The organism is Pseudomonas sp. LB3P31 (genome assembly GCF_054897945.1).
The window spans coordinates 695,686-719,357 of record NZ_CM142710.1; the positions used below are offsets into that span (position 1 = coordinate 695,686).

Below are 23,672 nucleotides of genomic sequence, written 5' to 3' on the forward strand. Positions count from 1 at the left end.
TCGCTTGTCTACTCCTGAAATAGGTTTACGCCTGTTTTCAGCCAACGCCCGATGCACCGCATCGGGCGTTTTGCGTTTCGGGATGGCTCATGTTCTGGGAGCGCCGCCGTTAGGTGAACCGAACTTGAAGGGGTCGGCACCACGGTTCTCGCGGTTCTTCGCTTTGCGCGCCTCGTCCGGTGGGTGAATCATTTGTACCGTCAAGCTGCCGTCCTGACCGGCGTAGACCACCGCGCTGGCGCCGCCATCCAGGTAGCTGGCAATGGTCGCCAGGTTGATTTCGACCAGCGCCCCACTGACACCGGTATTGCCCAGACGCCGCCCGATGTCATACCCCTCATCGACATTGCCCAACTCTATCCCATGGCCGTCGGTATTCAGGCCGTGCAAGGCAATGGTCAGGGCAATTTCTGCGTCCCGGTTATCAGTGGAGTCGTAGAACACTCGTACCAGCTGCTGCCCTTTGGGCAACGTCTGCAGGGCCTGTAACCAGCCTGCCTGCAAGGCTTTGGCCTGCAACGCCGGTTTAAGCCGCTTGCCGTGCTCATCCTGCATCGAGACCTTGATCGGCCGGTGCAAGTATCCGAGCACCGGCGCGGCGTCGAACTCTTTGAGCTGGTGCTGGGTCCAGCGAATGGGCAGCCATGGGGAGGGTTCGAAGTAGCCTGTTCCTTGGTAAGACAGCGTTTGCCAGAGCGAGGGGAGTTGCGATTGCCAGTAGGCGGTGGACATGGTGCCGGGGGCATAGGGTTTAACACACCCCTTGCCACGCTCCGCCTCTTCGTACACATCTCGAAATTCATGGGAATGCTTCCAGTAAAACGCCCAAAGCTTGCCCAAGTCAGTTTTTTTATTCTGATTGTCCTCAGGCTCATGGGTGACATATGGACGAATAAACCGATCCACCCGATCCGAGCGAGTCACCAGCAGCCCGGTCATGCTTTCGTACACCGTAGGGACGACATGGCCGTTCTGCAAACCAGGGGTGCCAGCCACGCGCAAACCGTTACGAGTGACATCGCCGTCCTCGCTCACGATCAAGGCTTGGGGTACTTGGGGGTTGTCATCAAAAAACTGGAACAACCGCTCGATTATGCCCTGAGCATGAGTTGCATTCTCCGCGTCCTGCCACAAAAAGAGCGTGACCCCGAGCGTGGCGGCATTGCGACCGCTGAGGATATTGCTCGCAGCCCCCATATCTGTGGGTTGCTTGGGCGGTGCGATGGCAAACACCGGGATTGGCCAGTACGCCACTGACTCGCCTGCCGAATGTTTGAACGCAACACGGACTTTGATAAATCTGCTGATCTCTCGGGAGTCCAGTGAGTCGGTGTAATCCTTGGGGTCTCGTGAGTAAATCGAAGCAAAGTTGTCATTTTTCTTTTTGATGAATTGCCAGATTTCCGATTGGTGGTCCTGGTAAATCCCAAGCCCTACCCCCCGGATCTCCAACGCATAAGTCCGCGCTTGCGTGGCTTGCTGCTCGGCGATTTGCTCCATAACTTTGGCTTCGTAAGCGGCAAACTCAGCCTTTTCACTGGCCACGGCTTTGCCCCACCAATGAATGCTGAAAATCAGCAGTAAAGGGCCCAGAATGGCGGAGATACCCCAGCGAATTGCCGGGGTCATGTCACGAATTACCACGTTGTTCTCCTCTGCCTTGATATGGATCATCCAGACGAAGCCGAACCATAGGATCAGCAGTATTCCAGCGATCCAGAGGTAAGGCTTGAGTCCTGGTAACGTTCGGGTTCGGTGTTGAGAGTCGCTCACAAGCCCACTCCTTTTTTAGCGGTGCCGGCAAGCAGAGAGGGTGGCGTCAGCGGTACCAAATCAGAGGACGGGAATTTGCCATCCCGGTAATACAGGTGACTGGACTCCACTAGCGCCTGAGCCTCAGCGCTAAGTCGAGACCAACCCGGCAGTTTGGTAACTATGCTGTATTGCACTTCATCCATCTTCCAATCCGCAATCGCCACCAACACCTCACGCATGGCTGGATGATCCAGGCAGCGGGCCTGGCCAATAGCAATGTCCATGGCTGTCACCCAACGCTGGTTTTCCGGGCTGCGCAAAATCGCCGAGTGGTAGGAGTTGGCGCCCCACGCCCCTTGATCATGTTCCATGCGCGCCCGGGCTTCTCGCGGAGTTTCCTCGCGTTCGTGACAGGAACTGAAACTGGAGCGGGCGGCGCCTTTTCGTACGGCGCGAGTATGGTCCTCCGGGTCGGTGGATAAGCCGTTAAAACGGATTAACGCCTCCTGCTGCGTGGTGTTTGGAGCGTCATACTCGGCAGGCATTTTTATCCACAAAAATGTCGCGGCGTCTTTGCCCAGAGCAACGCTCTTGGCAACCTCATCGGGTTTGTCCAGGCCTGCGGTGGTCGGGCTGCCTTTGACCGCTTCGCCACCGAACATCTGCGGTGCATGTGGCGGGTTCAGGGCCTCGGCATTGATCAGGCGTTCCTGCCCCTCGGCTATCGGCGCTTGCGAGACCACCCCGGTGACCAGGGACGCGCCCGGGTAGCGGTGCTCGCCCGGCGCGCGGATAAATTCCGGTTGTGGCGGCTTGCCCACCTGCACTGGGTCCCCATCACGCTGACGCCTGGTCCACAGCCGTTGATAAAAGCCCATCGATTGCAGCGCCATCATCGCCGGTCGCCCGTCAGGCGTGGCATCGGGCACCCCGTAGGTGCCAATGCCTTGCACGTCGTCCAGGGCCACGGTGGTGTCGTCCGGGCAAAAATACAGGTACACCTTGCCGCGATTGTCGCGCTCGGGAAATACCGTGAGGTTGCCGATTTTGTCCGTGCGGGTGCCTTGAGTCGGTGACCATCGCACGCCGGTGCGACCACCATAGGTTTTGCTATTCCTGAGCGCGGATAACGGTGGCTGGGCATGGGGCGTTTGCGTCACCGCTGTGACGATACGGATCAGCGTGGCGAGGGTGTCATGGTCTTTGGGAGTGACCTTGGGCAGGACGCTGTAGGGCGAATCCACGAGAATCAGGGTGTCGGCGCAGCGCTGGCCCTTGTCCACCAACAGCGCCTGCGCCAACAACGCGATCAGGGTGCCTTGGCTGTGGCCCATGATGGTGATGGTTTCATCAGGGGATACCCGGCGAATTTCACTGACCAGCATCGCCAGACGGTGAGCGGCCAACACAAAGTAATGCCGTAGCGGCGCATTGGCGAAGAGCAGGTAGTTGTTCGGTTTGGCGTGTTCGACGGTGGCGGTTTTCCAGTTGGCCTTGAAACCCTCGCCATACATGTCTTCCAGGTTGTTGGTGGCATTGGCAAAAAAACCACCGGCCTTGGCGAAGTGGCGATCCAGGCGATTGCCCCGGATATCCTGAAACTGGTTGTGCATCCTGAACGGATCACCGGCATCATCACGCTTGACGTGTTCCGGTGCGGCTCGGTAACCCCAGTAGAAAGGGATCATTAAGCTGCGGGTCTTGGGGGCGGTAGTATCTCGACGATAAAGGTAGGTATCAGGGTCATCGAGTATGGAGGCCTGATCACTACTCAACTCTTCACGCGGCGCATCTTTGGCTGCCCGATAAGTAGCCCCATACCGCCCCGCCATAAGATCCGGTCGATCCAGGCGCTCGTTAACCCCCTGGCACAACCCGGTCTCCACCGATTCATAGGACGCCCCGGGGTCATTGACGCCGTGCAGGAAGATCACCACCCCCGGCAGGTCGGCGGGCACTTCCACGTACCGCACGGTATTACAGTTGGGGAGAAGGCGGAACGAGGCTTTCGCCACGCAGTAATAATCTTCGCTACTCATTGACCGCCACCTTTCAAGTCGCTGCCACGTATCGCCGCTTTTCTGGCGGTTACAGCCTTGATCAGGCGCCGACTGCGCAGCGCAATTATCGTTGTCAGGTCCATTTAACAATTACTCCGGCGAAAGCTCCTGCAGAGCGGCGAAAAGCATTTGCAAAACTGGTCGGGCCATCGGACCCGGGTCGCAAATAAGCAATGCGGCTGGACGTTAGCGTGCACGGATTGGCGGGCGCAATCGTTGCGATGCGGTGGCTCTGTATGGTTTTTTGCAGCTTGGAGGGCAGAAGCCGCGTGAATACTGGGTCGAGCCGAAAATGGGGACGATGGTCACCCCTGCAATTTCAGAATCGTCTGACAGCTGAATCACTCCCGTCTCCTCAGGACGAGACAGCGCCAACAAAAAGGCCGCATTAATCGATGCGGCCTTTTTATGTGGCTACAAGGCGCCTAGCCGCCATCGGTATCAATATCACCATCAGTATCTTCACCAGGTTCTGCACGATCCGGATCCGGCTTGAAGCCCGGGCTGAATTCGTTGTCATTGTCGGTGTGCTGGTTCTTCTGGTCGACAGCCTGGTCGGCACTTTCCGGCTTGGCGGTGGGTTGCGGTGCAGGCGAACTGCCGCCGGGCGTCTGCGGGTCAATCGCCGGATCATTGCGGTCCACCGCTTGATCCTGCTGCTGCGTCTTCGAATCGTCGTTCATAAGTACCTCGCTCATCAGTACATGTCAGGCGCAAACACTCGGGCCTTGTAGGTTCGAATCCACGCCTGGCGCAACGTTCCATCGATGATCACCTACGCTGTGTGAGATGATAAATAGTTGCGCGACATAACAACTATTTTTCACGGCAAATGTCATTGATTTGCGCCGATCCCGAAATCACGCGATAGGCCAATACTTTCAAGGAGTTCAGGCACATGGCGGCACTGCAGACCAGCACACTCGATGCGATGAAAACCAACCAGAATCAACTGTTGGCTGACTGGACCCAACGCCTGGAATCCACCGGCGCCACGCGCAACGTCAAGGAGCAAGACCTCAAGCAGCAGACTGCGGAGTTCCTGCAACTGATCGTCGCGGGCCTGGAAAAAGGCAACGGCCAGAACATCGCAGCGCCTGGCTGGGACGAGATCCGCCTGTTCCTCGAAAAACTCTCCCACAGCCGCGCCCTGCTCGGCCAGGACTCGCATCAGACCGCCAGCTTCATCTTCTCGCTCAAGGGCCCGATGTTTGCGATGCTGCAAAACCATTACCAGGACAACCCGGCGCTGCTGGCCGAACAGCTGTGGGAAATCTCCGAGCTGCTCGACGCCCTGGGCATGCACACCATCCGTACTTTCCAGAAATCCCGTGAAGCGGTGATCAAGCGCCAACAGGAAGAACTGCTGGAACTGTCGACGCCGGTGGTCAAGCTGTGGGATGGCGTACTCGCCCTGCCAATGATCGGTACCCTGGATTCGCAACGCACCCAGGTGGTGATGGAATCACTGTTGCAGCGCATCGTCGATACCGGCTCGGAAATCGCCATCATCGACATCACCGGCGTGCCGACCGTCGATACCCTGGTGGCCCAGCACCTGCTCAAGACCGTCACCGCGATTCGCCTGATGGGTGCCGATTGCATCATCAGCGGCGTGCGTCCGCAGATCGCCCAGACCATCGTGCACCTGGGCCTGGACTTGCAAGGCGTGGTCACTAAGGCCAACCTGGCCGACGCACTGAAGCTGGCCCTGACCCGACTGGGGTTGTCCGTCAGCAAGGCGGGTTGAGCCCATGGAACGCATTCCTATTCTGCAGATGGGCGACTTCCTGCTAGTGACCATTCAGGTCGACATGCATGACCAGTTGGCCCTGACGCTCCAGGACGACCTGTCCGAGCGCATCAGCCGGACCTCGGCCCGGGGCGTGTTGATCGACATCTCGGCGCTGGACATGGTCGACTCGTTTATCGGCCGCATGATCGGCACCATCTCCGGCCTGTCGCGGATCATGGATGCCACAACCGTACTGGTCGGCATGCAGCCTGCCGTGGCAATCACCCTGGTCGAACTCGGCATGACCCTGCCGGGGGTCAGCACTGCGCTGAACGTCGAACGCGGGATGAAACTGCTGCAGGAACGAGTACTCGAGCAATGAATGTGCGCAGCAGCGGCAGCCAACCGATTCAGATCGAACAGGACGTGGTCCTGGCGCGCCAGACGGCGCGCAAGCTGGCCACTGAATGCGGCATGCGCCTGATCGACCTGACCAAGATGGTGACAGCGGTCAGCGAGCTGGCGCGCAACACAATGGTGTATGGCGGTGGTGGCGACATGGATTGGCAAATCCTCGACGAAAACGCCCGCACCGGCCTGCGCCTGGTGTTCCGCGACGAAGGCCCGGGCATACCTGATATCAAGCTGGCGATGACTGACGGCTGGACTTCCGGTGGCGGCCTCGGCCTGGGCCTGACCGGTGCCAAGCGCCTGGTCGAAGAGTTCGAACTGGAGACGGCGCCCGGCCAGGGCACCCGCATTACGATCACCCGATGGGTATGAATATCAGTGGTTCGATGACGCTAGTATTACCCATCGAAGACAGCAGCCAGATCGGTCACGCCCGTCGCACTGCGCAGAAACTGGCGGAGCAAAATGGCTTCGACACCACTGACGCCGGACGTGTTGCGCTGGTGGCCACCGAGCTTTCCAGCAATATCCTCAAGCACGCCGCCAGCGGCGAATTGCACCTTAGGATATTGCCGCGCGAGGCCGGTGCCGGGATCGAAATGCTCGCCGTTGACCGCGGCCAGGGCTTTGACCTGCATGCCTGCCTGGCCGACGGTTTTTCCACGGGTGGTACCCAGGGTATTGGCCTGGGGGCCATGTCACGCCAGGCCGAAGTGTTCGACGTCTACGCCGACTCCCGGGGTGCCGTGCTGCTGACCCGCCTGTACCCACGCGGCGACAAAGCTGCCGATCGCCCCTTCGGCATCAGCCAGCACTCCCTGCGCAACGACCCCGCCTGCGGCGATGTCTGGCACCTGGCCTTTGACGGGGCGAGTATCAGCGCCCTGGTGATCGATGGCCTGGGTCATGGCGAAGACGCCGAGCGCGCGGCCCGTGCCGGCGAACAGACTTTTGCGCTGGCACCGTTCACCACCCCGGTGATGCTGCTGGAAGATATCCATCGTGAAATGATCGGCACGCGCGGCGGCGCCCTGGCAATCGCCCAATACGACGGCAGTGCCGATGCGTTGAAATTTGTCGGCATCGGCAATATCGGTGCCTGCCTGATTGCCCCCGGAAAATCCCGCGGCCTGGCGTCCCACCCCGGCATCGTCGGCGGGCAATATCGAAAGGCGCAACCCTTTGACTATGCTCAAGTGAACGGACAACTATTGATCATGTACAGCGACGGCCTGCAGTCCCGTTGGAACCTGCAAGATTACCCCGGCCTGGTGCACCGCCATCCCGCAGTGATAGCCGCCATTTTGCACCGCGATTTTTGCCGGAATAACGATGACGTCACGGTAGTAGTGATTGCTCTGGAGGCCAATCATGGCTGAGACACCCATGAGTCACGACGAGCAAGCGGCACTGGTTGCGCAGTTGCAGGCTGAAGCCAACGCCCTGCGCGATGAGCTGGACGAAACCAACCAGGGCGTCCTGGCGTTATATGCCGAACTGGATACCCAGGCCGATCAACTGCGCCAGGCGTCGGACCTCAAGAGCCGCTTCCTGTCGTACATGAGTCATGAGTTCCGCACGCCACTGGGCTCGATCCTGAGCATCACCGGCCTGTTGACCGACGAACTCGACGGCCCCTTAAGCGCCGAGCAGCACAAGCAGGTCGCGTTCGTCAGCAATGCCGCCCGCGAGCTCAGCGACATGGTCGACGACCTGCTGGACCTGGCGAAGATCGAAGCCGGGCGCATCAATATTTCTCCCGCCTGGTTCGACATGTTCGACCTGTTCGCCGCCTTGCGCGGGATGTTTCGCCCGATTGTCGATGCCAGCGCCGTGGATCTGATCTTTGAAGAACCGGTGGGCCTGCCCAAACTGTTCACCGACGACAAGAAACTCGCGCAGATCCTGCGCAACTTCATTTCCAACTCGCTGAAGTTCACCACCCGTGGCGAAGTCCGGGTTTCGGCACGCCTGCAAGGCGATAACCAGGTGCGCTTTGCCGTCAGCGACACCGGTATAGGTATCGCCCCAGAGCTACATGGTGCATTGTTCGAGGACTTTTCCCAGGTCGACTCGCCGCTGCAGAAGCGTCTGCGCGGAACCGGGCTCGGGTTGTCCCTGTGCAAGCGCTTCGCGGAGCTGCTGGGTGGCGAGGTCGGACTGGAAAGCAAACCGGGCGTGGGCTCGACCTTTTTCGTGATCATCCCGCTCGCCATCGCCATGGAGCCCGCTGATGAAACGTGACATCCGCCTGCTGATCGTCGATGACAACGCCGCCACGCGCTACGCCCTGCGCCGGCGCCTGGAACTGCACGGCTATGAAGTGCTGGAGGCCGGCACGGGTGGTGAGGGGCTCGAGCTGATCGACAGTGTCGCGCTGGACGCCCTGATCCTCGACGTCAACTTGCCGGACATGAGCGGGTTCGACATCGTACGCAAGCTGCGCTCCGAATCCGCCACTGCCTTGCTGCCGGTGATTCACGTGTCGGCGGCGTCGATCCAGACCGGCGACATCATCACCGGCCTGGACGCTGGCGCCGATGCCTACCTGATTCACCCGGTCGACCCGGATGTGCTGCTGGCGACCCTGCGCACCCTGCTGCGGGTGCGTGAGACGGAAAACGCACTGCGGGAAAGCGAGGCGCGCTTTCGGGAAATCTTCGTCAACGTGTCCGCGCCCATCGCGGTACTGGATGCCCAGCTCAAGGTTCACGAATGCAACCATGCGTTCGCCCAGCTGGTGCAGGACAATCGGGATCCGGAAGCCTTGCGCGAATGTTTCGCCGCGGACCAGGGCGCTGTCATCGACGAACTGCGTCTGCGCCTGGCCTACGGCGAGCGCTGGAGAGGCACGCTGAACATGCGGGTGCACGGTGAAGTCCGTGAGACCGAGTGGCAGCTGTCGCCGTACCGCACCCCCGAACTTAGCCTGGTGTTCGTCGAAGACGTCACCGAGCACCGTCACCGCGAGCGCTCGCACCTGGCCCAGCTGGATGACGCCACCACCCAGCTGGCCAAGGAAGTCGCCCAGCGTGCGCGCACCGAAGCACAGCTGCTGCAAGTGCAGAAGATGGATGCCCTGGGCAAGCTCACCGGCGGCATCGCCCATGACTTCAACAACCTGCTGACCGGCATCATCACCAGCCTCGAACTGATTCAGAAGCGCATGGCTGCATCGCGTACTGACAAGGTCCAGTTCTACACCGAAGCGGCCTTGAGTTCGGCCATGAGTGCCGCCTCGCTGACTCACCGCCTGCTGGCGTTCGCCCGCCAGCAACCGCTGGACACCCGGCCGATCGACATCAATGCCCAAGTACGATCGCTCGAAGAATTGCTGGTGCGTACCATCGGCGAGCGCATCGCCCTGAAGCTCGAACTGACCTCCAAGGCGGCGATCGCCCTGGTCGATCCGGTGCAGCTCGAAAGTGCCGTACTCAACCTGGTGATCAACGCGCGCGACGCGCTGCCCCAGGGCGGCAATATCTGGGTCAGCACGTATGCCGCGTTTTCCCACGGCGACCCGAACCTGGCGGATGGTGCCTACGTCGCCCTGGCCGTGCGCGATGATGGTACGGGTATCGACCATAGCGTGATCGACAAGGTTTTCGATCCGTTTTTCACCACCAAGCCACTGGGTCAGGGAACGGGGCTGGGGCTGTCGACCATCTACGGTTTTGCCCGGCAATCCGGCGGCGACGCACACATCCGCAGCGTGGCCCGGCGCGGTACCGAAGTCACCATCATGCTGCCGGCCACTACCGACCCGACTTCCAGTGAAGTGACCCCGCTCACCGCTGATGCGCAGGGCGACGGCGAGCATATTTTGATCGTCGAGGACATGCCGTCAGTGCGCATGTTTGTCGCCGAGGTACTGATGGACGCAGGTTATCGTTGCACCCAGGTCGGGGACATCGAGAGTGCACTGGAGCGATTGCAGAACGACCCGTCGATCGAACTGCTGCTGACCGACGTCGGCCTGCCCCGCATGACCGGCCGCGAGCTGGCAGACGTGGCCCGCGGCTGGCGCCCGCAGTTGCCGATCCTGTTCATGACCGGCTACGCGGAAAACGCGATCAACCGCCAGGTGTTCCTCGGCGAGCGCATGGAGATGCTGGTCAAGCCGTTCCAGATCAATGAGCTGCTGGACAAGGTAAGACGCACGATTGATGGGGTCTGATAGACCCTCTGTGGGAGCAAGGCTTGCCCGCGATAGGGGCGCCGCAGTACTACTGCTAGACCTCATCATCGTTCATCGCGGGCAAGCCTTGCTCCCACAGGTCTTGCTCCCACAGACCTTGCTCTTACAGGGCTTGCTCCCACAGGTTGTGCCTCTACAGGTTGAGTGTTCTGGCCAAAAAAGGCGCCGTCCTGCTCTTCCTGCTCTTAGCCACCTTCAACGGCGCCCCCGCCACCACAATCGTCCCGCCCTGCCCCCCTGCCCCAGGCCCGATATCGATCACCCAGTCACTCTGCGCCACCACGCGCATCTCATGCTCGACCACTATCACCGTATGCCCCGCCGCCACCAGGGTGTTCAACTGTTCCATCAACCGATCGACATCCCGCGGATGCAAACCGGTAGTCGGTTCATCGAGCACATACAAAGTCGCGCCGCGCTGGTTGCGTTGCAGCTCAGTCGCCAGCTTGATGCGCTGCGCCTCCCCACCCGACAGCTCAGTGGCCGGCTGACCCAGGCGCAGATACCCCAGGCCGATGTCACGCAACACCTCCAGCGAACGGCGGATGCCCGCTTGTTCGGCAAACACCGCCACCGCCTCGTCTACCGTCAACTGCAACACCTGGGCGATGTTCAAGCCTTGCCAGGTGACGGCCAGCGTCTCGGGGTTGTAGCGTGCACCGTGGCAAGTCGGGCATGGCGCATACACGCTGGGCATGAACAGCAACTCGACGCTGACAAAACCTTCGCCTTCACAGGTCGCGCAGCGGCCTTTGGCAACGTTGAAGGAGAACTGCCCGGCGTCGTAGCCTTGCCCCCGCGCCTCGTCGGTAGCGGCGTACAGCTTGCGCACGCTGTCGAACAGGCCGGTATAGGTCGCCAGATTGGAACGGGGCGTACGGCCGATGGGTTTCTGGTCGACCTGAACCAGGCGCTTGATTGACTCAAGTCCCGCAGTCACCTGGCCACCGCTGACTTGCGGCGCATCGTCCTCAAGGCTCGGTTCTTCAGTGTCGTTATCCGCCACGGGACGCCCCAGGTGCGCGCCGACCAGTTCCAGCAAAGCCTGACTGACGAGGCTCGATTTGCCCGAACCCGACACGCCAGTCACCGAGGTGAAACAGCCCAGCGGAAACTCGACACTGAGGTTATCCAGGTTATTGCGGGTGATGCCCTCCAGGCGCAGCCAGGCGGACGGCTTGCGCGCGGTTCGCACCTGACTCACCTGCTCGGCGAACAGGTAGTCGCGGGTTTGCGATTCCTTGACGTCAGCCAGGCCGGCCGGCGGTCCGCTATACAGGATGCGCCCGCCATGCTCGCCGGCAGCCGGCCCAACGTCGATCAGCCAGTCGGCGCGGCGCATGGTCTCCAGGTCGTGTTCGACCACAAACAGGCTATTGCCCGAGGCTTTGAGCCGTTGCAAAGCCTCGAACAGCGCCTCGCCATCCGCCGGGTGCAGGCCCGCCGAGGGCTCATCCAGCACATAGATCACGCCGAACAATTGCGAGCCCAACTGGGTCGCCAGGCGCAGGCGCTGCAGCTCGCCGGATGACAAGGTCGGGGTGCTGCGCTCCAGTGCAAGATAGCCCAGGCCCAGATCGGTGAGGGTGCTGACCCGCTCCAGCAAATCCTGGGCGATGCGTTGCGCCGCCAGGCGTTTTTCCACCGACAGGTTGGGCGTGTGCCGCACATCCGGGGCATTGGCGTGAGCGCTGGCACCGTGAGCCAACCGCTGCGCCCGCGCCTCTCTGGTTTGATTGGGGGTGAAGATGTCGCTCGCCTCCTCGGCCTGTTCCAGATAGCTGTGGGCCGCCACCGGTTTCAACACCTCGGCAAATTGCAGCAAGGGCATTTGCGACAGCTCGCCGATGTCGTAACCGGCGAATGTCACCGACAGTGCCTCGCGCTTGAGCCGCTTGCCATCGCACACCGGGCACGGGCTGCCAAGCATGAACTGCGAGACACGCTTCTTCATCAGCGCGCTTTGAGAATGCGTGAAGGTGTGCAGGATGTAGCGCCGGGCGCCGGTAAACGTGCCCTGGTAACTCGGCTCCATCTTGCGCTTGAGCGCGACCCTGGTTTCTTCAGGAGTGAGCCCGGCGTACACCGGAACCGTCGGTGTCTCCTCGGTGAAGAGGATCCAGTCACGCTGCTTTTTCGGCAGCTCGCGCCACGGTTTGTCGACGTCGTAGCCAAGCGTGACCAGGATGTCGCGCAGGTTCTGTCCCTGCCATGCCATGGGCCAGGAGGCGACGGCACGCTGGCGGATGGTCAGGCTTGGGTCCGGCACCATCAGCGCCTCGGTGACTTCATAGACCCGGCCCAGGCCGTGGCACTCCGGGCAGGCGCCCTGAGGAGTGTTCGGCGAAAAGTCCTCGGCATACAGCATTGGTTGCCCGGGCGGATAACTGCCGGCCCGGGAGTAGAGCATGCGGATCAGGCTCGACAAGGTCGTGACACTGCCCACCGACGAGCGCGTGCTCGGCGTGCCGCGTTGTTGCTGCAAGGCCACGGCAGGCGGCAAGCCATCGATGGAGTCGACGTCCGGCACGCCTACCTGATCGATCAGGCGCCGCGCATACGGCGCCACGGATTCGAAGTAGCGCCGTTGCGCTTCGGCGTACAGCGTGGAAAACGCCAGGGAGGACTTGCCCGAACCGGACACCCCGGTGAACACCACCAGGGCATCCCGGGGAATGTCGACATCGACGTTCTTGAGATTATGTTCCCGGGCCCCACGCACCCTGACCATGCCGGAGGTTGGATTGGAAGTCATAGGCCGCCTTGATTGGTATGAAGACACAAATGCTCGATCGAACACGATCTAACTGTAGGAGCTGCCGAAGGCTGCGATCTTTTGATCTTCTCGGGCGCGCCGGTTAAAGATCAAAAGATCGCAGCCTTCGGCAGCTCCTACAGTGGTTCGGTGCAAAACCTGATAGGTCATTTCAACCACTGAGCACGTTACGCACCATGCGCGTCAGCGCCTCCGGCCCGTACGGTTTGCTGAGCAAGTGAGTATCAGGGCTCAGCTGGTGATTGCGCGAGATGATGTCGCGGGTATGACCCGAGGTGAACAGCACCGCCACCGGCGGTTGCTGCACCTTGGCCCAGGCTGCCAGGTCAGAACTCTTGATCAGCCCCGGCATCACCACGTCAGTGAAAATCAGATCCACTTTGACGCCGTCCAGCAGCATTTGCATGGCGATATCACCGTTGGCAGCCGTGAGCACTGCGTACCCTTCTTCATGCAGCAATTCAACCGCAGCGGCGCGCACCGCCTCGTTATCCTCGACCACCAGCACCGTTTCGTGGCCGCACTGATAGTGCACATCATGCACGGCAGACTCGGCAAGCAGCGGTCGCAGGCTGCGCGGAAAGTACAGCTGCACTCGGCTGCCCTGGCCTTCGACGCTGGACATCTCGATATGCCCGCCACTCTGTTTGACGAAACCGAACACCATGCTCAGACCCAGTCCCGTGCCCTGACCATCAGCCTTGGTGGTGAAAAACGGTTCGAACGCCTGCGCGAGTACCTGGGGTGACATGCCAACCCCGGTATCAACCACCGCCACCCGCACATAATCGCCGGCCACAATGCCCTTGCCCCCACAGAACTGGCGGTCCAGCAAAACGTTGTCGGCGCTAAGTACCACAATGCCTTCACCCTGCATGGCGTCCCGGGCGTTGATCGCCAGGTTGAGGATGGCGTTTTCCAGCTGGTTACGGTCAACGTTGATATTCCACGACTCATCCGGCACCCGCACATCGATCTGCAGGGTTTCGCCCAACGCGCGCTGCAGCAGTTCAGCGAGTCCCTCGAAGATCTGCCTGGGATTGTGAACCGAAGGCGTCAACGGCTGGCGACGGGCAAATGCAAGTAGTTGCGAAGACAGCTTGGCGCCCCGCTCAACCGCCGCAATCGAGGCCTTGACCCGGCGCTGCACGTTGGGATTATCCGGCTCGTGCCGCGCCAGCAGATGCAGGTTGCCGGCGATTACCTGCAGCAGATTATTGAAGTCGTGCGCTACGCCGCCGGTAAGGCCGCCGATGGCTTCGAGCTTTTGCGACTGACGCAGCTGCTCTTCAGCCTGCAGTCGCGCGCCTACCTCTTCGGCAACTCGCTGCTCCAGGTTACGGGTGAACTTCAGCAGCGATTCTTCGGCAATCTTGCGCTCATGAATGTCGATCAATACCCCGGGAAAGCGCAGTGGCTCGCCCTGCTCATCGAACTCGCAGCAACCACTCGCCAGTACCCAGCGGTAGGTGCCATCAGGCAGCAATACGCGATATTCAGCGTTGAAGGGTTTGCCGGTTTTCTGCGCCTGACTCACCTGTTCGATGACCCAGGACGAGTCTTCAGGATGAATCCGCGATTCAGCGTGTGCACTGGGCAGGTTGGCCAGATCACGATCAGTCGGGTATGAAAATGTCCGGGCAAAGCGCTCATCACCGGAAAGAATATCGGCTTTGAGGTCCCAGACAAACGAGCCAAGCAACGCCCCGGCGTTCAGCGCCAGACGCACCCGCTCATTGTCGGCGCGATAGGCATCTTCGGCTTCGCGGCGCAGGCGCTCGGAAATGACATGTTCAGTGGTCTCGACCACCATTGCCATGACACCGCCGGGACGTCCTTCGTCATCGGCAACCGGGCTGTAATAAAGGTCGAGCCAGACGTCTTCCGGAGTTCCGTTGCGCAACAGCACCAGCTCTTTGTTGCTGAACGACAAGGTACCGCCGCCCAGGCAGGTATCCACCACGTGCCGATTGAACTCGGCGACCTCTGGCCAGCCCAGTTCGACCGGCACTCCCAACAGATAGGGATGCCGTCCGCCGGCGAATTCGGAATAGGCATCGTTGTAGATCATGTACCCGGCGCGGCCCCAGAGCATCACCATCGGCAACGGCGAGGCGAGCATCAATTGCACGGTGCTGCGCAGGCTTTTTGGCCAGTCCTGAAGAGGTCCAAGCTCAGTCAGGCTCCAGTCGAATGCACGAATGCGTCCGGCCATCTCACTGTCCCAGCCGGCACACCCGTGGCTTGCGTCTAGAAACTGCATCGACTGACTCGTTAGTCCCTGAAATGACACCTGCTAGTTTCGAGCTCGCGCGGCGCCAATGGTTTCATCGCTGACTTCCACATTTGTACTGCGTAGGAGCTGTCGAGTGAAACGAGGCTGCGATCTTTTGATCTTGCGCCCAACAAAAAGATCGAAAGATCGTCCGAACGCGGCCCGAGCCTTCGGCAGCTCCTACGCGGACATACACATCCGCATCAAACCTCAATCAAATGCTTAAGCGGATGGTAGCCAGTTTTCAGCGTGGCGGCGACGTCGAGGATGGCTTTTTCGATGCCATTCAAATGCATGCAGGTCAATTCAATCGCCGCGCTTTGATTACCGGCCTCGATGTATTCAATCAACCGCAGGTGTTCGTCGTCGCGGCAAGCCTCGTGGCTGTCGTCATCCAGTGCTGCGGCATACAGCGAAGCGCGGGAAATCAGCTTCTGGAACCAATCGAGCAGTACCGGGTTGTTCAGGCTGCGCGCCAACTTGATATGGAACTCGCCCAGCAGATGAATCAACCGCTCATGGTCGCCGTTGCGGTGCGCTTCATCTTCCAGCAGCAAATGCTCACGCAGGTCCTGGGCCACCGCTGAATCGCGGCGACGGCACAGTTCGCTGACGATGCCGATCTCGATCAACCGGCGGGTTTCGAACAACGAACGGATCTCTTCATCACTGGGCAAGGACACCGACGCACCTTTATTGGGCTCGGTAGTGACCAGGCCGTCAGCCTCCAACTGCTTCAACGCAGCGCGCACCGACGTGCGGCTGACATTAAAAAGCTCGGCCAGTGACGCCTCGCCAAGCTTCATTCCCGGACGCAACGAACGCTTGCTGATCGCCTCGTAAACCCCTTGGTAGACGCGGTCCACCGTCGTCTCGAGTTTTTTTTCGGTCATCTGAATACTCCTTTAGTGCCGGACAACCGACCCCTGGCAGAGAACAGCCAATGAAAAAGGGGGTTGCACCCGCAGATTAATCCGGTTATTTGTAGATTGCATCCAGATATTGCATACAATAATTAGAGGATTGCACCATTATGGGTCAACCAATAGCTGTCGAAGTGCGTAACGTCTCCAAGCGCTACTCTGACGATCCGGGCCTGGCCCCCGCGCTCGACAATGTGTCAGTCGACATCGCCGACAACGAATTCTTCACCCTGCTCGGCCCCTCGGGCTGCGGCAAGACCACCCTGCTGCGCACCATCGCCGGCTTCGAACACGTCAGCGCTGGCGAGATCCGTTTGGCGGGTGAACCGGTCAATGACTTGCCGCCCTTCAAACGCCGGGTCAATACGGTATTCCAGAGCTACGCGCTGTTTCCGCACATGAGTGTCGCGCAGAATATCGCCTTCGGTCTCGAGATGCAGGGTCTTGATCGCCAACAGACCGCCCGGCGGGTCGAAGAAATGCTCGCGCTGGTGCAAATGCAGCACCTGGCCCAGCGCCAGCCTGCCGAGTTGTCCGGCGGCCAACAACAGCGCGTGGCCCTCGCCCGGGCGTTGGCGCCCAAGCCCAAGGTGCTGTTGCTGGACGAACCGCTGTCGGCCCTCGACCTCAAGTTGCGCAAGGAAATGCAGGTCGAGCTCAAGCGAGTGCAGAAGGAAGCCGGCATCACCTTTATCTTCGTGACCCACGACCAGGAAGAAGCCCTGACGTTGTCCGATCGCATTGCCGTGATGTCAGCCGGCAAGATCCTGCAGATTGGCACACCCACCGACATCTACGAGCGCCCCCAGCACCAGTTTGTCGCCCAATTCATCGGCGACATCAACTTCCTTCCCGGTCACCTCAAGCGCGGCCTGCACAACGAAAACCTGTTTGTGCCGAACGGCATGCCGGTGGAAATTCCTTGCCTGCCCCAGGGCCTGGACAGTGCAAAGGTGCAACTGGCGTTTCGCCCGGAGCGCTCACAACTGGTCGACCCCACGCAACCGCACCACCTGCGGGGCGTGATCGAGGCCGTCCTGTACGTGGGCACGGCGACCCTCTACCAGTGCCGCTTGAACAACGAAATCCAGGTCATGTTGCGAGAGAACAACGAAGGCCTGAACCGTGGCCGGGCCGTGGGCGATCGGGTTGCGGTCAACCTGCCGCCCCACGCCTGCCTGCTGATGGAGGCCTGAGATGAGTGTCAGCAGTTCTTCCCCCGCCTTGAACCGGGCGCTGTTGCTGAGCCCGGTAATTCTGACCCTGCTGGCCCTGATCGCCATTCCACTGGGCATCATGGGCTACATCAGCCTGTTGCCGCGCAACGTCTACGGCGGCGTCGACTGGCAGGCCGACTGGCAATTGCAAAGCTACGTGCAGCTGTTTTTCCAGGAAGGCTTCGATGGTGAACTGGAGCCCAACTGGGTCTACGCCCAGGCGCTGTTGCGCTCGGTGTTCCAGGCGGGCGGCACTACGGTGCTGTGTTTCCTGTTCGGCTTTCCGGTGGCGTTGTGGATGTCGAGCCTGACCCCGGGACGACGCAACCTCATGGTGCTGCTGATCACCATTCCGTTCTGGACCAACCTGCTGATCCGCAACTACGCGTGGCTGATCATCCTGCGCGAACACGGCTGGGTCGCACAAAGCCTCAATGCGCTGTTCCCCCAGGCGGGTGGCATCACCCTGCTTTACAACGACTTCGCGGTCAGCGTCGGGCTGGTCTACAGCTTCCTGCCGTTCATGATCCTGCCGATCTACTCAACCCTGGAGAAACTCGACTGGCGCCTGGTAGAAGCCGCCTATGACCTGGGCGCCAATCGCTGGCACGCGCTGAAGCGAATCATCCTGCCGCTGTCGATGCCGGGGGTGATTGCCGGCGCGCTGCTGGTGTTCGTTCCGAGCCTGGGTGCGTTCATTACCCCGGCGATTCTTGGCGGCGGCAAGACGCTGATGATCGGCAACCTGATCCAGCAGCAATTCGGCACCGCACGCAACTGGCCACTGGGCAGCTCGCTGTCGTTCCTGCTGCTGGGGATTTTGCTGCTGTCCCTGGTGCTGTACGCCCTCTACAGCCGCAATGCCGCCAAGACCCTGCGTCTGGGAGCCTCCCAATGATCGCCCTGCACCTGAAAAAACTGCCGCTGACCCGCGAAGTCAGCCTGCTGATCCTGGCGTACCTGTACCTGCCGATCCTGGTGTTGATCGCCTACAGCTTCAACGCCAACCGCTCGGCGACCGTGTGGACCGAGTTTTCCTTCGCCTGGTACGGGCGGATCCTGACGAACCCGTCGATCCAGACTGCCGCGTTGAACTCGATCATCGTCGCCAGTATCGCCACGGTCTGCGCTACGGCGATTGCCCTGCTCGCGGCGCTGGCGACCTATCGACCTTTCTATGGGCAGAAGATGGTCGAGGGCGGAATCAACCTGCCGCTGATCCTGCCGGAGATCGTTACCGCCGTCGCCACCCTGCTGCTGTTCATGGCCCTGGGCATCAAGCTCGGACTGCTCACGGTGATCGTCGCGCACATCGGTTTCTGCATTCCCTTCGCCTACCTGCCGATCCGCGCCCGCCTCAATGACCTGGACAAGAGCCTGCTGGAGGCGGCCAACGACCTGTACGCCAACCCCTGGCAGGTGTTTCGCCGGGTCACCCTGCCGCTGCTGTGGCCGGCGGTGTTGTCCGGTTCAGTGCTGGCGTTCGTGGTCAGCCTGGACGATTTCATCATGACCTTCTTCGTTGCCGGCCCCGGTTCCACGACCCTGCCGGTGTACATCTTCTCGGCTATCAAGGCCGGCGTGACGCCGGAGATCAACGCGATCTCGACCTTGATGCTGCTGATTTCCATCGTGCTGGTGGTGCTGGCCTTCTGGCTGGGACAGCGCGGCAAAAACCAATGAGCCTGGAGCGTTCTTCCATGAAATTGAAAACTCTGCGTTACGGCGTCGCCGGTCTGGCCCTCAGTTGCTTCACGGTTTTTACCGCGCAAGCTGCCGAGCCCAAGGAGCTGTTTTTCTACAACTGGACCGACTACTACCCGGTCGAGCTGCTGGCCAAGTTCGAGAAAGAGACCGGCATCAAGGTCACCATGGATGGCTACGACAGCAACGAGACGCTGCTGGCCAAGTTGCAGGCCGGCGGTGCGGCGTACGATGTGATCGTGCCCTCGCAGTCGATCATGCAGACCCTGATCAAGCAGGACCTGCTGCTGCAGATCGACGCCGCCGCCCTGCCCAACTTCCAGTATGTCAAAGCGGCTTTCCGCGATCCGACGTTCGACCCTGGCCGCAAGTTCTCCGCACCCTACCTGTGGGGCACCACCGGCTTCTCTTATGACAGCGCCCGGGTGCCCGGTGGCAAGCTGGACGACTCGTGGAAAGAGTTCTTCGAGCCGCGCAAGGAACTGCAAGGCCAGCTCGCGGCCCTCGACACCTCGAGCAGCGTGATCAACGCTGCCAGCCATTACCTGAACGTCGATGAATGCAGCGAAAACCCCCAGGACGCCAAGCGCATCCTCGAGCTGCTGCAGAAACAGAAACCGTTCCTGAAGATGTACAGCTCGGACAACACCGTCGACCGCATGGCCTCCGGTGAAGTGATCATGATGCAGAACTGGAACGGCTCGACCGCCCGGGCCACGCTGCAGAAAAACACCATCAAGTATGTGTACCCGCGCGAAGGCCTGGCGATGTTCCAGGACAATTTCGCCGTGCCCAAAAGCGCCCCGCACCCGGGTAACGCCAAGCTGTTCATCGACTGGATGATGAAACCGGAAAACGCCGCGGCGGTGTCGAATGCCATTGCGTATGCCAACGGGATCCAGAGCGACCAGTTGCTGGAGGCCAAGTGGAAGGTGATGGACGCCATCAACATGCCCGACGAATTCGCCGCGCGCCTGCGCCCGGAGAAAGAGTGCAGCAACAAGGCGCGGGAGCTGCAGGACCGGATCTGGGCGAAGCTCAAGGGTTGATGGCCTGACTCTGAACCGAGTCGCGGCCATCGCGAGCAGGCTCACTCCTACAGGGCCACCCAACACCAAACCCTGTAGGAGTGAGCCTGCTCGCGAAGAGGCCCTCCCACACAACACAAATTTTGAGGTATGCAATGACTCACCCCCGCTGGCTACGCAACGTGCGCCCCTACGGCGCTCCCGCCGAGGACCTGCTGATCGAGAACGGCCTGTTCAAGCAGCGCCGCCCGGCTACCGACGCAGTCCTCGCCGCCACCGACATCGATGGCCAACACCAACTGCTCACCCCAGCCCTGGTCGAAAGCCATGTCCACCTCGACAAAACCCTCTGGGGCCAACCCTGGCGCCCGAACAGCGCCGGGCCGACCCTCAAGGATTACATCGCCAACGAGCGCCGCATCCTGCGTCAAGTCGACGCCCCCATCGCCCAACGGGCTGGCGCACTCCTGGAAAATTGCATCGCCCGGGGCTCGCTGACCATGCGCTGTCACGTCGACATCGACCCCGAGTTCGGCCTGCGTCACGTCGAGGCCATGCAGCAACTGCGTGAACGCTACCGCGACCTGATCGACCTGCAACTGGTGGTGTTCCCGCAAACCGGCCTGATCAGCCGCCCTGGCACCGCCGAACTGATGCGCGAGGCCATGGCCCTGGGTGTGGAGAACGTCGGCGGCCTTGACCCCTGCGGTATCGATAACGACCCCGTCGCGCAACTCGACTTCGTGTTCAAGCTGGCCAGCGAATTCGATCGCGGGGTGGACATCCACTTGCATGACAAAGGCGAACTGGGCCTGTGGCAGATCGCCCTGATCGCCGACTACACTGAACGCTTCGCCCGTCAGGGCCAGGTGATGATCAGCCACGCCTACTGCCTCGGCATGTTGCCCTGGAGCCAGGTCCAGCCAGTGGCCGAGCGTCTGGCGGCGCTGGGTATCTCATTGATGAGTTCGGCGCCTGCGGACTGCGCGGTGCCACCGTTCCTCGCCTTGCGCGAAGCCGGGGTCAACCTGTGCCTGGGTTCCGACGGCATCCGCGATGCCTGGTCGCCCATGGGCAACGGCGACATGCTCGAACGGGCGATGCTCCTGGCGTTTCGTTTCGACCTGAACAAGGACGACCAACTGGCGGCAGTGTTCGATGCGGCGACCGTCAATGGTGCCCGGGCATTAGGCGTTGACGGTTATGGCGTGCACGTCGGCCAGCCGGCGGACTTTTTGCTGATGCCGGTGCAGACCTTGGGTGAAGCGGTGGTCGCACGACCGCTGCGCGAGGTCTATCGCCGCGGGCAGTTGATCGCCAGTGCTGGACGCTTGCTGGACAGTCGCCTATGAGTCAGCCGGTTCACCGAATTGGCCTCAAGGCCGCCTGCGTGGTCGGTTTCGACGGCCGCCAGCACGTGTTGTGGCGCGACGGCGAGGTGGTGTTCGAAGGCTCGCGCATCCTGTTTGTCGGCCGTGGTTATGCCGGTCCGGTGGATCAATGGATTGATTACGGCAATGCGCTGATCGGCCCGGGCTTCATCGACCTGGACGCACTCGGCGACCTCGATTCCACGGTGCTGGCCCTCGACAACGGTGACGAACGCGACATGGGGCGCATGTGGTCAGAGGACTATCTGGCAAGGGGCCCACAGGAAAGCTTCACTGGCGAAGAAGAAATTTTCAAATACCGCTACGCCTTCACCCAACTTATCCGTAACGGCATCACCACGGCGATGCCGATCACCTCGATGTACTACCGCGAGTGGGCCGAGACCTACGACGAGTTTGCCGCCGTCGCGCACGTCGCCGGCGAACTGGGCCTGCGTACCTACCTCGGGCCCTGCTACATGAGCGGGATGAGTTACTGGCGGGCGGACGGCACCCTGGGGCATCACTTCGATGAAGCCAGGGGTCTGGCTGGACTGGAGGCGGCTGGGCGGTTCTTCCAGGACTTCGACGGTGCCCATGGTGGCCTGATTCGCGGCGCCTTGCTGCCGGACCGCATTCAAACCTGCACCCCGGCGTTGCTGCAGCGCACCGCTGCGTTAAGCCGCGAACTCGATGCGCCAGTGCGGCTGCATTGCTGCCAGGGACTGGGCGAAGTCGCGATGGTCGAGCAACTGCGCGGCTGTTCGCCGCTGGCCTGGCTGGAACAGCTGGACCTGCTGACCCCGCGCAGCCTGTTGCCCCACGGCATCTACACCGCAGGCGACGATGACCTGCAGCGCGTGGTCAACGGCGGGACCAGCCTGGTGCATTGTCCGGTGGTGTTCGCCCGTGACGGCGAGGCGCTGAATTCGTTCGGGCGCTACCAGGCCCAGGGCATCAACTTCGCCCTGGGCACCGATACCTGGCCGGCGGACTTGCTGGAGAACATGCGCCAGGGCTTGAACATCGCCCGCTTGCTGGAGGGCGGCAACTCGCTGACCAGCACCCTGGACCTGTACAACGCCGCCACCCTGGGCGGCGCCAAGGCCCTGGGGCGCGAAGATCTCGGACGCCTGGCCCCCGGGGCCAAGGCCGACATCACGGTATTCAACCTGCGCGGCCTGCACCTTGGCCCGCTGTTCGACCCGCTGAAAAACCTGGTGCTGGCCGGTCGTGGTGACGACTGCATTTCCAGCTATATCGATGGCCGCTGCGTGATGCAGGGCGGCCAGGTCCAGGGCATCGACTACCCGTCCTTGCAACGCCAGGCGCAACAACAATTCGAAAAACTGATGCGCAGCCATGCCGACCGAGCAGTGGGCCAACCGGACTGGAAAACCCTGTTCAAACCGGCCATCCCGTTTGCCGACGACTACAGCGCGGTGACGCCGCTGAGCGCAATTGATCCACTTCTTTAGAGAGTTCTGCCCATGCAAAGCTTTGACTTCAGCACAATGAGCCCCCGGGACAAATACAAGATTCTGATCGGTAGCGTGGTGCCGCGCCCGATTGCCCTGGTCACCACTGTCGACGGTGAAGGCCGCATCAACGCCGCGCCCTTCAGTTTCTTCAATGCGCTGTCCGCCGACCCGCCGATCCTTGCGCTGGGCGTGGAAAACTATGGCGATCAGACCCCCAAGGACACCACACGCAACATCCAGCTAAATCAGGAATTCACGGTCAACATTGTCAGTGATGCCCTGGTCGAGGCCATGAACGTCTGCGCCGTGCCCTTCGCCCCCGGCTTCGACGAATTGACCGCCGCGGGTTTAACGGCCATTCCCGGCACCCTGGTCAAATGCCCCCGGATCGGCGAAGCCCCGGTGGCGCTGGAGTGCCGACGGATGATGGCGCTGTCGATCGGGCAGTCGCGGGAAATCATCTTTGGCGAGGTCTTGATGGTGCATGTGCGCGATGAGCTCATCGACCCGAAAACCTTGTACATCGATCAGCTGGGGCTGGATGCCATTGGCCGCATGGGCGGCCACGGCTACGCGCGCACCCGGGATTACTTCGACCTGCCGACGCGCTCGTTGCAAGCGTGGACGGATGCGCCTGGGGGCGGCGAACGATTCTGGCCTGAACAGAGATAAGGTAACCCTGTAGGAGCTGCCGAGTGAAACGAGGCTGCGATCTTTTGATGTTGTTTTTAAAAGCAAG

The 23,672-nt window shown here is 61.1% G+C and carries 19 protein-coding genes; 13 read left to right on the top strand and 6 right to left on the bottom strand.

Translation table 11 applies throughout. The annotated features are described in order from the left end of the window. Positions 1 to 87: 87 nt before the first annotated feature. The 3 genes from ACYZTK_RS02935 to ACYZTK_RS02945 form a co-directional block, all read right to left on the bottom strand. Positions 88 to 1,773, bottom strand: coding sequence for a type VI lipase adapter Tla3 domain-containing protein (locus ACYZTK_RS02935; protein WP_462013056.1), 1,686 nt, complete (start codon positions 1,771 to 1,773; stop codon positions 88 to 90). Continuing rightward, on the bottom strand, positions 1,770 to 3,794 hold the full coding sequence (locus ACYZTK_RS02940) for a T6SS effector phospholipase Tle3 domain-containing protein (RefSeq protein ID WP_462013057.1): 2,025 nt from the start codon (positions 3,792 to 3,794) through the stop codon (positions 1,770 to 1,772). Before ACYZTK_RS02940 ends, ACYZTK_RS02935 begins: the two co-directional genes overlap by 4 nt. A 446-nt stretch (positions 3,795 to 4,240) precedes the next feature. Next, on the bottom strand, positions 4,241 to 4,498 hold the full coding sequence (locus ACYZTK_RS02945) for a hypothetical protein (RefSeq protein ID WP_462013058.1): 258 nt from the start codon (positions 4,496 to 4,498) through the stop codon (positions 4,241 to 4,243). A gap of 215 nt (positions 4,499 to 4,713) precedes the next feature. Between ACYZTK_RS02945 and ACYZTK_RS02950 the strand changes: the two genes are divergently transcribed. The 6 genes from ACYZTK_RS02950 to ACYZTK_RS02975 are packed head-to-tail and all read left to right on the top strand — an operon-like array spanning position 4,714 to position 10,138. Continuing rightward, entirely contained in the window at positions 4,714 to 5,565 is an 852-nt protein-coding gene (locus ACYZTK_RS02950) for an STAS domain-containing protein (protein WP_462013059.1), read from the top strand. Positions 5,566 to 5,569: 4 nt separating this feature from the next. Further along, positions 5,570 to 5,932, top strand: coding sequence for an STAS domain-containing protein (locus ACYZTK_RS02955; RefSeq protein ID WP_462013060.1), 363 nt, complete (start codon positions 5,570 to 5,572; stop codon positions 5,930 to 5,932). Further along, on the top strand, positions 5,929 to 6,333 hold the full coding sequence (locus ACYZTK_RS02960) for an anti-sigma regulatory factor (RefSeq protein ID WP_462013061.1): 405 nt from the start codon (positions 5,929 to 5,931) through the stop codon (positions 6,331 to 6,333). The genes ACYZTK_RS02955 and ACYZTK_RS02960 overlap by 4 nt, the downstream gene beginning before the upstream one ends. Further along, on the top strand, positions 6,330 to 7,340 hold the full coding sequence (locus ACYZTK_RS02965) for an ATP-binding protein (protein ID WP_462014842.1): 1,011 nt from the start codon (positions 6,330 to 6,332) through the stop codon (positions 7,338 to 7,340). Before ACYZTK_RS02960 ends, ACYZTK_RS02965 begins: the two co-directional genes overlap by 4 nt. After that, positions 7,333 to 8,205: a sensor histidine kinase gene (locus tag ACYZTK_RS02970; protein WP_462013062.1), complete on the top strand. Its 873-nt coding sequence runs from the start codon at positions 7,333 to 7,335 to the stop codon at positions 8,203 to 8,205. Before ACYZTK_RS02965 ends, ACYZTK_RS02970 begins: the two co-directional genes overlap by 8 nt. After that, a complete protein-coding gene (locus tag ACYZTK_RS02975) occupies positions 8,195 to 10,138 on the top strand; it encodes a response regulator (RefSeq protein WP_462013063.1) in 1,944 nt (647 codons plus the stop codon). The genes ACYZTK_RS02970 and ACYZTK_RS02975 overlap by 11 nt, the downstream gene beginning before the upstream one ends. Before the next feature lie 154 nt (positions 10,139 to 10,292). Here the strand turns inward: ACYZTK_RS02975 and ACYZTK_RS02980 are convergent, their stop codons facing one another. The 3 genes from ACYZTK_RS02980 to ACYZTK_RS02990 all read right to left on the bottom strand — a co-directional run bounded on the left by ACYZTK_RS02980 (position 10,293) and on the right by ACYZTK_RS02990 (position 16,103). Then, positions 10,293 to 12,914, bottom strand: a complete 2,622-nt coding sequence (locus ACYZTK_RS02980; protein ID WP_462013064.1) for an excinuclease ABC subunit UvrA — start codon at positions 12,912 to 12,914, stop codon at positions 10,293 to 10,295. 172 nt (positions 12,915 to 13,086) lie between these two features. Continuing rightward, positions 13,087 to 15,198, bottom strand: a complete 2,112-nt coding sequence (locus ACYZTK_RS02985) for an ATP-binding protein (RefSeq protein WP_462013065.1) — start codon at positions 15,196 to 15,198, stop codon at positions 13,087 to 13,089. 215 nt (positions 15,199 to 15,413) lie between these two features. Further along, positions 15,414 to 16,103 carry a GntR family transcriptional regulator gene (locus ACYZTK_RS02990; protein ID WP_462013066.1) on the bottom strand — a complete coding sequence of 230 codons (690 nt, stop codon included), beginning with the start codon at positions 16,101 to 16,103 and terminating at the stop codon, positions 15,414 to 15,416. Between the two features lie 140 nt (positions 16,104 to 16,243). On the opposite strand from ACYZTK_RS02990, the gene ACYZTK_RS02995 reads away from it, so the two are divergent. The 7 genes from ACYZTK_RS02995 (at position 16,244) to ACYZTK_RS03025 (ending at position 23,605) form a co-directional block, all read left to right on the top strand. After that, positions 16,244 to 17,329, top strand: coding sequence for an ABC transporter ATP-binding protein (locus tag ACYZTK_RS02995; protein ID WP_462013067.1), 1,086 nt, complete (start codon positions 16,244 to 16,246; stop codon positions 17,327 to 17,329). A gap of 1 nt (position 17,330) precedes the next feature. Beyond that, on the top strand, positions 17,331 to 18,248 hold the full coding sequence (locus ACYZTK_RS03000) for an ABC transporter permease (protein ID WP_462013068.1): 918 nt from the start codon (positions 17,331 to 17,333) through the stop codon (positions 18,246 to 18,248). Next, entirely contained in the window at positions 18,245 to 19,033 is a 789-nt protein-coding gene (locus tag ACYZTK_RS03005; RefSeq protein ID WP_462013069.1) for an ABC transporter permease, read from the top strand. Before ACYZTK_RS03000 ends, ACYZTK_RS03005 begins: the two co-directional genes overlap by 4 nt. A 17-nt stretch (positions 19,034 to 19,050) precedes the next feature. Then, entirely contained in the window at positions 19,051 to 20,103 is a 1,053-nt protein-coding gene (locus ACYZTK_RS03010) for an extracellular solute-binding protein (RefSeq protein WP_462013070.1), read from the top strand. A 134-nt stretch (positions 20,104 to 20,237) separates the two neighbouring features. After that, positions 20,238 to 21,434, top strand: coding sequence for an amidohydrolase family protein (locus ACYZTK_RS03015; protein ID WP_462013071.1), 1,197 nt, complete (start codon positions 20,238 to 20,240; stop codon positions 21,432 to 21,434). Next, entirely contained in the window at positions 21,431 to 22,930 is a 1,500-nt protein-coding gene (locus tag ACYZTK_RS03020) for an amidohydrolase family protein (protein ID WP_462013072.1), read from the top strand. Before ACYZTK_RS03015 ends, ACYZTK_RS03020 begins: the two co-directional genes overlap by 4 nt. Positions 22,931 to 22,942: 12 nt before the next feature. Continuing rightward, positions 22,943 to 23,605, top strand: a complete 663-nt coding sequence (locus ACYZTK_RS03025) for a flavin reductase family protein (RefSeq protein ID WP_462013073.1) — start codon at positions 22,943 to 22,945, stop codon at positions 23,603 to 23,605. The last annotated feature ends 67 nt before the right edge of the window (positions 23,606 to 23,672 follow it).

Excerpts from the sequence above, each read along its gene's own strand:
- ACYZTK_RS02940 (WP_462013057.1), bottom strand. The coding sequence starts at position 3,794 with ATGAGTAGCGAAGATTATTACTGCGTGGCGAAAGCCTCGTTCCGCCTT.
- ACYZTK_RS03015 (WP_462013071.1), top strand. The coding sequence starts at position 20,238 with ATGACTCACCCCCGCTGGCTACGCAACGTGCGCCCCTACGGCGCTCCC.
- ACYZTK_RS03020 (WP_462013072.1), top strand. The coding sequence starts at position 21,431 with ATGAGTCAGCCGGTTCACCGAATTGGCCTCAAGGCCGCCTGCGTGGTC.
- ACYZTK_RS02965 (WP_462014842.1), top strand. The coding sequence starts at position 6,330 with ATGAATATCAGTGGTTCGATGACGCTAGTATTACCCATCGAAGACAGC.
- ACYZTK_RS02970 (WP_462013062.1), top strand. The coding sequence starts at position 7,333 with ATGGCTGAGACACCCATGAGTCACGACGAGCAAGCGGCACTGGTTGCG.
- ACYZTK_RS02950 (WP_462013059.1), top strand. The coding sequence starts at position 4,714 with ATGGCGGCACTGCAGACCAGCACACTCGATGCGATGAAAACCAACCAG.
- ACYZTK_RS02960 (WP_462013061.1), top strand. The coding sequence starts at position 5,929 with ATGAATGTGCGCAGCAGCGGCAGCCAACCGATTCAGATCGAACAGGAC.
- ACYZTK_RS02985 (WP_462013065.1), bottom strand. The coding sequence starts at position 15,198 with ATGCAGTTTCTAGACGCAAGCCACGGGTGTGCCGGCTGGGACAGTGAG.
- ACYZTK_RS02980 (WP_462013064.1), bottom strand. The coding sequence starts at position 12,914 with ATGACTTCCAATCCAACCTCCGGCATGGTCAGGGTGCGTGGGGCCCGG.
- ACYZTK_RS02975 (WP_462013063.1), top strand. The coding sequence starts at position 8,195 with ATGAAACGTGACATCCGCCTGCTGATCGTCGATGACAACGCCGCCACG.
- ACYZTK_RS02945 (WP_462013058.1), bottom strand. The coding sequence starts at position 4,498 with ATGAACGACGATTCGAAGACGCAGCAGCAGGATCAAGCGGTGGACCGC.
- ACYZTK_RS03000 (WP_462013068.1), top strand. The coding sequence starts at position 17,331 with ATGAGTGTCAGCAGTTCTTCCCCCGCCTTGAACCGGGCGCTGTTGCTG.
- ACYZTK_RS03010 (WP_462013070.1), top strand. The coding sequence starts at position 19,051 with ATGAAATTGAAAACTCTGCGTTACGGCGTCGCCGGTCTGGCCCTCAGT.
- ACYZTK_RS02955 (WP_462013060.1), top strand. The coding sequence starts at position 5,570 with ATGGAACGCATTCCTATTCTGCAGATGGGCGACTTCCTGCTAGTGACC.
- ACYZTK_RS02995 (WP_462013067.1), top strand. The coding sequence starts at position 16,244 with ATGGGTCAACCAATAGCTGTCGAAGTGCGTAACGTCTCCAAGCGCTAC.
- ACYZTK_RS03005 (WP_462013069.1), top strand. The coding sequence starts at position 18,245 with ATGATCGCCCTGCACCTGAAAAAACTGCCGCTGACCCGCGAAGTCAGC.
- ACYZTK_RS03025 (WP_462013073.1), top strand. The coding sequence starts at position 22,943 with ATGCAAAGCTTTGACTTCAGCACAATGAGCCCCCGGGACAAATACAAG.
- ACYZTK_RS02990 (WP_462013066.1), bottom strand. The coding sequence starts at position 16,103 with ATGACCGAAAAAAAACTCGAGACGACGGTGGACCGCGTCTACCAAGGG.